General features: G+C 75.1%; 9 protein-coding genes. 7 read left to right on the top strand and 2 right to left on the bottom strand.

What is annotated here, in order from left to right; genetic code table 11:
- Positions 1-18: 18 nt before the first annotated feature.
- On the bottom strand, positions 19-237 hold the full coding sequence (locus ACIRD3_RS10625; protein ID WP_402213994.1) for a hypothetical protein: 219 nt from the start codon (positions 235-237) through the stop codon (positions 19-21).
- Positions 238-544: 307 nt separating this feature from the next.
- On the opposite strand from ACIRD3_RS10625, the gene ACIRD3_RS10620 reads away from it, so the two are divergent.
- Complete coding sequence (locus ACIRD3_RS10620) at positions 545-1,567, top strand: LuxR C-terminal-related transcriptional regulator (RefSeq protein WP_402213992.1); 1,023 nt, start codon at positions 545-547, stop codon at positions 1,565-1,567.
- Between the two features lie 107 nt (positions 1,568-1,674).
- Here ACIRD3_RS10620 and ACIRD3_RS10615 read toward each other — a convergent pair whose 3' ends face one another.
- Complete coding sequence (locus ACIRD3_RS10615; RefSeq protein WP_402213990.1) at positions 1,675-2,565, bottom strand: LysR family transcriptional regulator; 891 nt, start codon at positions 2,563-2,565, stop codon at positions 1,675-1,677.
- Positions 2,566-2,693: 128 nt separating this feature from the next.
- Between ACIRD3_RS10615 and ACIRD3_RS10610 the strand changes: the two genes are divergently transcribed.
- From ACIRD3_RS10610 to ACIRD3_RS10585, 6 genes are all read left to right on the top strand, one after another.
- Complete coding sequence (locus tag ACIRD3_RS10610) at positions 2,694-3,893, top strand: MFS transporter (protein WP_402213988.1); 1,200 nt, start codon at positions 2,694-2,696, stop codon at positions 3,891-3,893.
- A 160-nt stretch (positions 3,894-4,053) separates the two neighbouring features.
- On the top strand, positions 4,054-4,980 hold the full coding sequence (locus tag ACIRD3_RS10605; protein WP_402213987.1) for an SDR family NAD(P)-dependent oxidoreductase: 927 nt from the start codon (positions 4,054-4,056) through the stop codon (positions 4,978-4,980).
- 77 nt (positions 4,981-5,057) lie between these two features.
- Positions 5,058-5,417, top strand: coding sequence for a nuclear transport factor 2 family protein (locus tag ACIRD3_RS10600; protein ID WP_402213985.1), 360 nt, complete (start codon positions 5,058-5,060; stop codon positions 5,415-5,417).
- A gap of 166 nt (positions 5,418-5,583) precedes the next feature.
- Complete coding sequence (locus ACIRD3_RS10595; RefSeq protein ID WP_402213983.1) at positions 5,584-8,670, top strand: type 2 lanthipeptide synthetase LanM family protein; 3,087 nt, start codon at positions 5,584-5,586, stop codon at positions 8,668-8,670.
- A 40-nt stretch (positions 8,671-8,710) separates the two neighbouring features.
- Positions 8,711-8,917 carry a hypothetical protein gene (locus ACIRD3_RS10590; RefSeq protein ID WP_402213981.1) on the top strand — a complete coding sequence of 69 codons (207 nt, stop codon included), beginning with the start codon at positions 8,711-8,713 and terminating at the stop codon, positions 8,915-8,917.
- 195 nt (positions 8,918-9,112) lie between these two features.
- Positions 9,113-12,022 (top strand): AAA family ATPase, encoded by a 2,910-nt coding sequence (locus ACIRD3_RS10585; RefSeq protein WP_402213979.1) that lies wholly within the window; start codon positions 9,113-9,115, stop codon positions 12,020-12,022.
- Positions 12,023-12,075: the final 53 nt, after the last annotated feature.

Genomic DNA, 12,075 nt, shown 5'->3' with positions numbered 1-12,075 from the left:
CGGCGCGGCGGGCACGGCCTACCACCAGCCGTTGCTGCCCGGGCCGCCGGTCGGGGTCGGGGTGGCCCCGGGCTCGGTGTGGGGCGTGGCGGCGGTGCCGGCACCGTCGGCGGCCACCGAGACCCGGGCGGACGGGCCGGCGGGCGCGTCGGCCGCTGCGGCGACGGCGGCACCGGAGAGGACCAGCGCGGCGGTGGCGGCGACGAGCGACGGGACGATGCGGAACGACCTGGACATGGTTCTCCCCCTGAACGGCGATCGGATGCTCGACCGGGGGGCGCTGTCGGCGCCTCGCTCCGGCCTTCTGACGTCCATCCTGCTCGTCCGGTGATCGCGAATCCACGGTTGCGGGTTGCGGCCATCGGCCATGACGGATGGCGGCCACGGCGCCGGTTCGTCTCGCCATGTGAGATGCGCGATCTGTGGCATGGCGTGATCACACGAGGTACTGTGCAAGGCCCGCGGCACGGCCCGCGGGAGGTGGGCGCCGACCTCCACCCACGCGGTCGCGGACGCCCACGGGGGAGCAACAGGGGGAACGGAAATGCGGCGCACCACCGTCGGCACGGATGCCGAGGCGTCACTCACCCAGGCGGTCTACCGGCTGATCCACCAGCACCCGAGCTGGCTGGTGGAGGACATCGCGGGCGAGACCGGTGTCTCGCCCGCCGAGGTCGAGGCCGCGCTCGACCTGCTGGAGCGCCTCGGCCTGCTGGCCGCCTCCACCACCGCGCCCGGCGGCTACAGCGCGATCGACCCGGAAGCCGCCCTGAGCCGGCTCTTCGCGACCGAGGAGCGCCAGGTCACGCTGCACCAGCAGCAGCTCGCCCGCACCCGGGAGTCGATCCGCACCATCATGAGCGGCTTCATGCGACTGCGGGCCGAGGAGCGGGGCGTCGTCGAGATCGAGACCCTGCGCAGCGGCAGCCAGGTCAACGCCTTCATCGACGACGCGGTCAGCATGGTGCAGGCGCACGAGAGCACGATGCACCCCGGCGGCATCCCGCCGATCGAGGTGATGGACGACATGCTCCTGCGCGACCAGGAGGTGGTCAGCCGCGGCATCCAGGTCCGCACGCTCTACGCCCGGCACATCGCGGAGGTGCCGCACATGGCCGAGTACCTGACCGAGATCACCCGCCTCGGCATGGAGGTCCGGCTCGCCGCCCACCTGCCGCTGCGGATGCTGATCTTCGACGAAGGCCTGGCGCTGCTCCCGATCGACCCCCAGGACAGCTCGCGCGGCGCCTTCGCCATCCGGGGCACCGAACTCGTCCGCTCGCTCCAGACGTTCTTCGACTTCTGCTGGCACGACGCCGTCCCGCTGGACCGCGGGGGTCCGGACGGCGCGGCCGTGGACGTGCCGCTCACCGCCCAGGAGCACCTGATCATCCGGATGCTCGCCGCCGGGGTGAAGGACGAGACCATCGCCCGCCAACTCGGCGTCTCCGCGAGGACCCTGAGCCGGACCATCTCGGGACTGCTGGACAGCCTGGGCGTCCAGACCCGGTTCCAGGCCGCCCTGAAGATCTCCGAGATGGGCATCCTGGAGCCCTCCGGCTCCTGAGCGTCCGTGCGTCGCCCGGCGCTGCCGCGCGGGGCCGGGGGCGGCGGACGTCGTTGATCGCTTGTCCACCGCGGACTTCTCTGCTGGGGCGGCGCGGGCGGCACCCGTCAGAACCGGACGGGGCCGAGGCTGCGGACGATCTGGGCGAAGGCCCGGATGAGCTCGTTGTCGTCGCCCCTGCGCCACACCAGGCCGTAGGGGATGGTCCCCATCTCGGGGATCGGGATGAAGCGCACGTGGGACATCGACCAGTAGTGGGTGACGTGGGACGGGAACGGGTGGACGATCTCGCCGTTGATGACGAGGCTGATCAGCTCGTCGGCGTTGGTGACCTGCTCGATGCGTTCGATCGTCTTGCCCCGGGGCGTGTGGAACCCCAGGTAGCCGTCCTGCACGTAGTCGGCCATGTCGGGCGGCATGGCGTGGCCGAAGTCGCCGAGGGCTTCGATCGGGACGGTGTGGCGGTCGGCGAGTTCGTGGTCCGAGGAGACGGCCAGGGTGCGCCGGTCGTAGAAGAGCACCGGGCCGACGGCGAGATCGGGTTCGTCCACCGGCAGCCAGGTGACGAGCACGTCCGCGTCGCCCTCGCGGAGCCTGGCGAAGGCGTCGACGTAGGGCGCGGTGCGGATCTGCAGCTCCCACTCCGGGTGGTGGGCCCGGAAGGTCTGCCAGTAGCGGTGCAGGTCGGGCACGTTGAAGGGCATCAGGCTGACGCGCAGGCGCGCGGTCTTGCCGCGGGCCGTCATCCGGGCGCGTTCGAGGCTGTGGCGCAGGTTCGCGTACACCGGCTTCAGGTCGGTGCGCAGCTGGTGGCCGAGCGGGGTCAGCCGGATGCGGCGGCGGTTGGAGCGGTCGAAGAGCAGACCGCCGAGTTGCCGTTCCTGGCGGCAGATCACCTGGCTGACCCGCGCCTGCGTGAGGTGCAGCCGGGCGGCCGCCCGCCCGAAGTGCAGTTCCTCCGCGAGCGTCAGGAAGATCTCGATCTCTCTTACGTCCACCTGCGGTCGACCCCCCGGTCATAAGTCCTGGTTATCAGATCCTACCGATCTTCGGTGTTGATGATCATGGCGAGGGATTCGAAGATCGACAGCGGTCCGAAGCCCTTCCCCGTCGAACGGAGACCGCCATGGCCCTCACCGAAGCCGAGAGATCCCCCACCGCGTCCGACCGGGAGCGGGTGCCCCTCAGGAGCTGGCTCGCCGTCGTCACCATGGCCGTCGGGACCTTCGCGCTGGTGACCGTCGAGTCACTGCCGGTGGGACTGCTGCCCTTCATCGGTGGAGCCCTCGACGTCTCCGAGGGAACCGCCGGCCTGATGGTGACCGTCCCCGGCCTGGTCGCCGCCGTCACCGCGCCACTGCTCCCGGTGGCGATCGGACGCCTCGACCGGCGGGTGGCCCTGATCGCCCTGATCACCCTGATGGTCCTGGCCAACGGACTGTCGGCGGCGGCGCCGAACTTCACCGTCCTGCTGGCAGCCCGCTTCCTGGTCGGCGTCAGCATCGGCGGCTTCTGGGCGCTCGCCGCCGGCCTCGCCGTACGGCTGGTGCCGGAGCGGTCCATCCCCCGGGCCATCTCGGTCGTCTTCGGCGGCGCGACGGCGGCCAACGTCCTCGGTGTACCGGCCGGAACCCTGGTCGGCGGCCTCGCGGACTGGCGCACCGCGTTCGTGGCCGCGGGCGTGCTCGGCCTGCTCGTGCTGGTCGCCCTGCTCTTCCTGCTGCCCCCCATGCCCGCCGAGCAGGTCGTCCAACTGCGCACGCTGCCGCAGCAGTTCCGCCACCCCGTGGTGCGTGCCGGAGTCCTCTCCACCTTCCTCCTGGTCGGCGGCCACTTCGCGGCCTTCACCTTCGTCAGCCCGGTCCTGCAGAGCACCTCCGGGATCGGCGAAGGCGCGATCGGCCCGCTGCTGCTCGGCTTCGGCGTCGCCGGCATCCTGGGCAACTTCCTCGCGGGGGCGGCCGCCGAGCGCAACATCCGTGCCACGATCGTCTCCATCAGCGTGCTGCTGACGGCGATCCTCGCGGTCTTCCCGCTCGCCGGCCGCACACCGGTCAGCGGGGCCCTCCTGCTGCTGGGCTGGGGGCTGGCCTTCGGCGGCGTGCCGGTCAGCGTCCAGACCTGGATCCTCAAGGCGGCACCGGACTCGACCGAGGCGGCCACCGCGCTGAACACCTCCGTCTACAACCTGGCGATCGCGCTCGGGGCCCTCCTCGGCGGCGTCGTCGCCACCACCGCCGGCATCAACGGCGTCCTGCCGGCCGGAGCGGTCCTGACCCTCGTCACCTTCCTGGCCGTCCGCAGCGCGCGCCGGACGACCGCCTGACCGGTGGCCCGGGGCCGCTGGGTCACCGCATCCCGTGCCCCGTGCCCCCGGCGCGCCACACCACCGACCCGCACCACACCCACCGACCCGCACCACACCCACCGACCCGCACCACACCACCGACCCGCGCCACGGCGCCGCACCGAACAGGAACACGCACGTGAACACCCCTGCCGACACCACCGACCGCGTCTGGTTCATCACCGGCGCCAGCCGCGGCCTCGGCCGCGCCTTCGCGGAGGCGGCGCTGAGCGCCGGAGACCGGGTCGCGGTCGCCGCCCGCACCGTGGCCCCGCTGGAGGAGCTCGCGGCCGCCCACCCCGGCCGGGTGCTGCCCCTCGCCCTGGACGTGACCGACCGCGCCGCGGTGTTCGCCGCGGTCAGTGCGGCGGCCGGCCACTACGGGCGGCTCGACGTCGTCGTCAACAACGCCGGGATGCTCTCCATGGGCATGGTCGAGGAGTTCACCGAGGCCGAGGCCCGCGCCCAGATGGACGTCAACTTCTTCGGTGCCCTCTGGGTCAGCCAGGCCGTCATGCCGGTCCTGCGCGAGCAGGGCTCCGGCCACGTCGTCCAGGTCTCCAGCATCGCCGCCCTCGGCGGCTTCCCGAGCACCGGCCTCTACAGCGCCAGCAAGTTCGCGCTGGAAGGCCTCAGCGAGGCCCTGGCGATGGAGGCGGCGGGCTTCGGCGTCAAGGTCAGCATGATCCAGCCGGGCGGCTACTGGACCGACCTCTACTCCGCCATGCGCAGCACCAGCCCCCTCGACGCCTACGCGCCGCTGCGGGAGGAACTGGCCAAGCAGTTCGCCGAGGGCTCGGTCGACAGCGACCCGAAGCTCGCCGCGGCCGCGCTGCTGGAGCTGGTCGACAGCGACGAACCGCCGCTGCGCCTGCTCCTCGGAAGCATGGTCTACGACCTCGCCTTCGACATCGCCCGCACCCGGATGGAGACCTGGTCGGCCTGGGAGCACGTCAGCCGCGCCGCGGAACACGCGATCGCCGCACCCGACGCGGCCGCCTCCCCCGCCGACGCGGCCGGGGAGGCCGGGGAGACGGGGAGCGGTCCCGGGGCGGGGTCCCGGTGAACCGGCGCGGCCGGGGGCCTGCCCGCGGTCGGGGTGCGGCGCCGGCCCGTCGGCCGGCCGGCTCCTGAGGGGGCGGCATGTCGTTCCGCGCCACGGACGAGGCCGTCCACCGCTTCATCCGGGCCTTCGTCGACCGGGACGTCTCCCTGCTCGCCGACCTGCTCGCCGAGGACTGCGTGATCGAGCCGAGGCAGCCCGCACCCGACGGGGCCCGGTACGAAGGCCGCACCGCGTGTCTGGAGCTCTGCCGGACGCTCATCGAGGACCGCGCGGGCCGCTTCGAACCGGAGGCGGTCGTCGTCAGCGGTGAACGGGCGACGGTCCGCTGGCGGCACCGCTTCGGGGAGGGACCGGCCGACTCGGTCCGGGGCGTGACCATCGCGCTCGTCCGGGACGGCCTGATCGTCGAGTGCCTCGGCTACGGCAAGACCGGGTGAACGGTTCCCCGAGCCCTACGAGGGGAGGGCTCGGGGAACACCGGAGGAACACCGGACGGGCACTCAACTCCTGCTGGAGGCACGAGAGTCGGTGCGGTCGGTAGGGTAAATTCGGCAGTTTCCCGCCTCTTGCGCGGCCGCCGCGCGGACTGACAGGCTCTGCGCCGTGATCGGTGACAGTGCGCTCGCAGCAGCGGAGGCGGTCGCCTCGCGCCGGTGGTCGCCGAGTCTCGTGCCGGCGGAGCCGCCGGGCCCGCGAGGAGCGGAGCCGGCCGACCCGGCGGAGTTCGTCGAGGCCGCGCTGGCCGCCGCGCCCCGCTCTCCGTTCCCGCCGTCCGTACCGCTGCCCGGGACGACCGGCTTCGCCCTCGTCCTGGCGCCGTTCGCCGACCTGGCCGGGCGTCGGCTGCTCGCCGCGCTCGGGCCGGAGCTCGCACGGGTGGCCGAACTGCCTCAGATCGTCCGGGAGTTCACCGTGACCACGGCCGCCGCGCTGGGCGGCCTGGCGGCCCGCACGCTGGTGCTGGAGCTCCGGGTGGCCCGGACGGAGGGGCGGTTGGCGGGCGCGACCCCGCAGGACCGGTTCCGTGACTTCGTCGCCACCACCGGGACCGGGGCGGGCCTGGCCCGATTGTGCGCCGCGTACCCGGTGCTGGCCCGGCTGCTCGGCCGCCACTGCGTGAACGCCGTCGCGGCCATGGCCGAACTGCTCACCCGGTACGCCGCCGACCGCGCCGAGCTGCTCGCCGCGCTCCTGGCCGGACGTGACCCGGGGCCGTTGGTCGCCGTGGACCGGGCCGCCGGCGACGCCCACCGGGGCGGGCGCCGGGTCGCCGTCCTGCGCTTCGCCGACGGCAGCCGCGTGGTCCACAAGCCCCGCCCGCTCGCCGCCGACCGCCACTTCGGCGAACTGGTCGACTGGTTCAACACCCGCCCGGGGACGCCCGACCTGCGCACGCCCGCCCTGCTGACCCGGCCGGACCACGGCTGGGCGGAGTTCATCGAGGCCAGGCCCTGCACCTCCCCGGCCGAGCTGGACCGGTTCTACCGGCGTCAGGGCGCGCTGCTCGCCCTCGCCCACGTCCTGGACCTCACCGACCTGCACTTCGAGAACCTGATCGCCTGCGGCGACCACCCGGTGGCGGTGGACGTCGAGACGCTCTTCCACCCGCCGGGGCCCGAGGGCCCGGCCGCCGAGGACCCGGCGGCCCGCGCCCTGGACGCGTCCGTCCAGCGGACCGGACTGCTCCCGCACCTGGTCCTCGGGGACGAGACCGCCCTCGACCTCTCCGGCCTCGGCGGCGGCGACGACCGCCGCGCCCCGCTGGAGGGGATCGGCTGGGAGGCCGCCGGCACCGACGAGATGCGGATGGTCCGCCGGTCCGGCGCCGTCCGCGGCGGCGGCAACCGGCCGCGACTGGACGACGCCGACGCCGCCGCTGAGTCCGCTGAGTCCGCTGGGCCCGTCGAGCCCGCCGCCCACGCCGAGGCGCTGGTGGCCGGATTCCGCGCCGGCTACCGCGCGGTCCTGGCCGGCCGGCCGGAGCTGACCGGCCTGCTGCGCCGCTTCGCCGACGACGAAGTCCGGGTGGTCACCCGGGCCACCCAGGTCTACGCGACGGTCCTCGCCGAGGCCACCCACCCCGACGCGCTGCGGGAGCCGGCAGACCGGGAGGACCTGCTGCGGCTGCTCGGCACGGACGCCGTGGACGACCCGGGCTGGCCGGGGCTGCTGGACCACGAGGTCGCCGAACTGTGGGACGGCGACGTGCCGGTGTTCACCGCCCGCCCGGGCCGCGCCGACCTGTGGAGCGGCACCGGCACCCGCATCCCCGACGCCCTGGACCGGCCCGGACTCGCCCGGGTGACCGACCGCCTCGCGGCGATGGACGAGGACGACCTCGCTGGGCAGGAGCGCATCATCCGGGCCTCGCTGGCCTGCCGCACCGCGGAACCGGCCCATCCCGCCGCCGTGCCCGGCCCGCGCGCCGCCGCGCCGTCCGAACCCCGCGCCGCCGCGCCCGGCGAAGTGCCCGACCCCGAGCGGCTGCTCGCCGCCGCCCGGGAGCTCGGCGACCAGCTGGTCCGGCAGGCGCACCGGGGCCGCGGGCGGGCGAACTGGCTGGGCACGGAACTGCTCGGCGAGCGCTACCGCCGGTTCGGGCCCTGCGGCGCGGACCTGGGGGACGGCTACACCGGGATCGCCCTGTTCCTCGCCCAACTCGCGGAGCTCACCGGCACGGACCGCTACGCGGAGACGGCGCTCACCGCGCTGCGCCCGCTGCCGGAGCTGCTCGGCCGGCTCGACGCGCTCCCGGCGGAGGACCTCGGCGCGGTCGGCTCGGGCGGCTTCACCGGGCTCGGCGGCATCCTGTACGCCCTCACCCTGACCTCGGCCGCCCTGGACGACGCCGAGCTGCGCACCCTGATCGAGCCGGCCGCCGCGCTGACCGTCCGGGCCGCCGGTGCCGAGCAGCCGCTCGGCGTGCTGGACGGTACGGCGGGCGGCCTGGCCGCGCTGCTGGCCGCGCACCGCGTCCTTCCCTCGCCCGCGCTCCGGCGCGGCGCGCGGGACTGCGCCGACCGGCTGGCCGCCGCGCCCCTCCCGGCCGCGCCGGGCTTCGCCACCGGCGCGGCCGGGGTCGGCTGGGCGCTGCTCGGCTTCGCCGCCGCCGGGGGCGGCGAGCCCTACCGCCGCTCGGGGCTGGCTGCGCTGCGCTCGGCCGTGGCCGCGCGGCCCTCCGCCGGGGCGGACCTCTCCTGGTGCGCGGGCCTGGCCGGAGTGGCGCTGGCGGTGGCCGACCGGGCCGAGGCGATGGCGGACCCGGCGCTGGCCGCAGCCGTCACCGAGGCCGTCGGGAGCCTCGCGGCCGCCGGACCGCTGCCCGGTGCCAGCCTCTGCCACGGCGAGTGGGGCGCCCTGGAACTGCTCCACCGGGCGCCCGGCCGGACGGCCCTCGGGGACCGGGCCGCCGGTGTGGTCCGGCGCGGTCCGCGGGGCGCGGCCCCCGGCGGGACCGGCTCGCCCGGACTGCTCACCGGCCCGGCCGGCCTCGGCCACGGCCTGCTGCGGCTCGGCTTCGCCGACCGCGTCCCCTCGGCGCTGCTGCTGCACTCGCCGAGCCCTGAACCACCGTCCGAAGCACGGTCCGAAGCACGGTCCGAAGTACCGTCCGAAGCACCGTACGAACCGCCGTCCGAAGGGCGGTTCGTCCCCGTTCCCGGAGACGCGGTCACCTCCGGGACCACCTGAAGTCGACCTCCTGGATCATCCACAGCGGAAGGAAACGTTCATGGACAGCACCGACCTCGTGCTCCGCCGCCCGCGGCCCACCAGCGGGCCCAGAGCCGCCGCCGACCACCCGGCGGGTGAGATCCGGCTGCGCAGCGGCGGCGGGCTCGGCCGCCGTTCCCGGCTGCTGCGCGAGCCCACGATGTTCCGCTCCACCCTCGAGCAGTGGACCACCATCAGCCAGCCGGTCACCGACGACCCCCACTGACCCGCCCCCTCGGGGGCGGAGCGGAGACGGGCGGGAGGAGCGGATCGGGAAGAGGAAGAATCGGGGCGAGGGAGAGGGAGAGGGGAGAGGGGCGAGAGGAAGGAGTGGCCGGTACCCGCAGGCGTGCCCGGGAAGTGATTATCTTCCTCCGGAGATCACTATTCATCACAACATCGGCACAGTAGCCTGCGAAGCGTGCGCAACACTTCCCCGACGACCATCGGCCGCGAGACCGAACTCGCGCTGCTCCACACGGTTCTGACCGGTCTTCGGGACAATGCGGGCCACGCGGTCTTCCTGGTGGGCGAGGCGGGGATCGGCAAGTCCCGGCTGGCCGCGGACTGCGTCGGCCGGGCCGAGGAGCTCGGCCTGCCGGTGCTGCGCGGACGCGGCAGCCCGACCAGCGCCGGGATCGCGTACCGCCCGCTCATCGAGGCGTTGAACTCCCGCTTCCGGGTCGTCGGTGTCCCCGCCGACCCGGAGCTGGAGCCCTACCGCCCGGCCCTCGGCCGGGTGATCCCGGAGTGGCGGCACACCGCCGTGCCCGGCTACCCCGAGAGCGCGGTCGAGCTGGCCGAGGCCGTGCTGCGGCTGCTGGCCGTACTCGGCCGGGACGGCGGCTGTCTGGTCGTCCTGGAGGACCTGCACGAGGCCGACTCGGACACCATCGCCGTGGTGGACTACCTGATCGACAACCTGGCCGGACTGCCGGTGCTCCTGGTGGCCACCCTGCTGCCCGAACCGGGCGCCGCCCTGGAGCTCGCCCGGGGCGGCGAGCGACGCCGGGTCGCCTCGCTGGCCGTCCTGGAGCCGCTCGGCAGGCCGCAGGTCGGCGCCCTCGCGGCCGGCTGCCTGGAGCTGCCGGTCGAGCGGGTGCCCGCCGCCGTGGTCGACCGGCTGAGCACCGTCAGCAACGGGAACCCCTACCTCGTCGAGGAGTTGCTCACCGAGATGGTCGGATCCGGGGCGCTGCGCGCGGACGGCGACGGGTGGCGGGTCGCCGGGGACCTGGCGACCGCCGTTCCGGCCAGCGTGGTCAGCGGCCTGCGGCACCGGCTGGAGCAGCTCGATCCGCAGGTCCGGGACCTCCTGCTGCTCGCCGCCACCCTGGGCACCGGGTTCTCGCTCGGCACCCTGGAACTGATCACCGGCCACGGCACGCGGCCGCTGCTCGACCACCTGGCCACGGCGGCCGCCTCGGGCTTCGTCGTCCCCGACCCCACCGCCGTCGACCAGTACGCCTTCCGGCACGCGCTCACGGCGGAGGCCCTGCTCGCCGGACTGCCGCCGGCCGAGCGGGCGGTGATCGCCCGCCGCGCGGCCGAGGCGATCCTGGCGGCCGATCCGGCCCTCGCCGACGGCCGCTGCCAGCTGGTCGCGCGCCTGCGGGAGTTGGGCGGCGACGGGGCGGGCGCGGCGCTGCTCTACGCCGAGGCGGGCCGCCGGGAGCTGGCCGCGGGTGCCTCCGCCACCGCCGTCCAACTGCTGGAGCGGGCCCACGGGCTGGCCGCGGCGGCCGACCGCACCGACGTCGTCGAGTCGCTGGTCTACGCGCTGGCCGAGGCCGGACAACTGGACCGGGTGTTCGCGCTGGCCGAGTCCCTCCCGGCGGCCGGGGCCGGCGCGCTGGACATCGAGCGCCGGGTCGCCCTGCACACCAGGCTCGCCTGGGTGGCGGTGATCGCCGAGCGGGCCGCCGACACCCTGGCGCAGATCGCCGCCGCCCGTACCCAGCTGGGCGGCTCCGGGGACCCCCGCCAGACCGCCGCCCTCGCCGTGGTCGAGGGCCACCTGGCGCTGCTGCCCGGCCACCACGGCGGGGCGACGGAGGAGACCGAGCGGCTGGCCCGCGAGGCGGCCGAGGTCGCCGAACGCGAGAAGCTCCCCGTGGTGGCCTGCCAGGCCTGGCAGTTGCTCGCCCTGCTGGCCCGTGAACGGGGCTTCGACGACGCCGACGCCTGCCTGGAGCGGATGCTCGCCGTCGCCGAGGCGCACACCCTGCCGGTCTGGCGGGTGGAGGCGCTGCTGCGGCTCGGCGGGAACGCCTTCATGCGCTCCGGTGACGCGCGTCGGATCCGCGAGGCCAGGGACGCCGCCCGCGACCTGGGGGCGCTCGTCCTCGCCCAGCACGCGGACGGCCTGCTGGCCATGGACGCCCTGCAGCGCGCCGACTTCCCGGCGGCCCGGGAGATCATCGACCGCTGCCTGGAGCCGAGCGCCCGGATGCGCAACCTCGGCATCCACCGCTACCTGCTGCTGGTGGCGGCCACCGTCGCCGCCCACCAGGGCCGGCGGCGGCAGATGGAGCGGGAACTGCTGCGCTTCGAGCGGGCCGACGACTCCGCCTCCTTCCTCACGCCGGTGCTGTACGGGCTGTGCCGGGCCTTCTGCGCCCTCCTGGAGGAGAACCGGGCCCGGGCCGTCGAGGAGCTGGCCGCCGCGGCCGCCTGGGAGGACCGCCACCCCAACGTCTTCTACCTCAGCGGACGGTACGGCCTCGGGCCGCTGCTCGCCGCCCTCGCGGACACCGCCGACCGCTCCGCCCACGCGGCCGTCCGGGCGGCGCCAGCCGCAGCCCTGGCCTGGAACCGGCAGTTCCTGGTGCTCGCCGACGCCGTCCTGCTCGGCCGCGAGGGTCGAGGCCGGGAGGCCGCCGCGCTGGTGGAGCAGGCGGCGCGGGAGTTCCGCGGCTTCCCGACCGCCCACCACCTCGGACTGCGGCTGGTCGCCGAGGCGGCCCTCGCCGACGGCTGGGGCGAGCCGGTCGCCTGGCTGCGCACCGCCGAGGAGTACTTCCACGAGGCCGGCGTCCGGTCCGTCGCCGGCGCCTGCCGGTCGATGATCCGGCAGGCGGGCGTGGTGGTCGCCCAGCGGCGCACCGGGCGCGAGCTGATCCCCGGGGAACTGCGCACGGCCGGGGTGACGCCGCGTGAGTACGACGTGTTCGCGCTGCTGGTGGAGCGGCTCGGGAACCAGGACATCGCCCAGCGGCTGTCCATCTCGCCGCGCACGGTGGAGAAGCACATCGCCAGCCTGCTGCACAAGACCGGCAGCCCGGACCGGGCGGAGCTGTGCAGCCTCGCCCGGGCGCTGTGCGGGGACTGACCGGGCGCGCGGCACCGGGGTCGGGCGGGTCCGCGAGGGGCGTGTCCGACCGG

This window comes from Kitasatospora sp. NPDC093550, assembly GCF_044764985.1.
In the GTDB taxonomy this organism is placed as follows: domain Bacteria; phylum Actinomycetota; class Actinomycetes; order Streptomycetales; family Streptomycetaceae; genus Kitasatospora.
The sequence above is the reverse complement of the archived record's forward strand: the minus strand, read 5'-3'. Positions and strand labels throughout refer to the sequence as shown.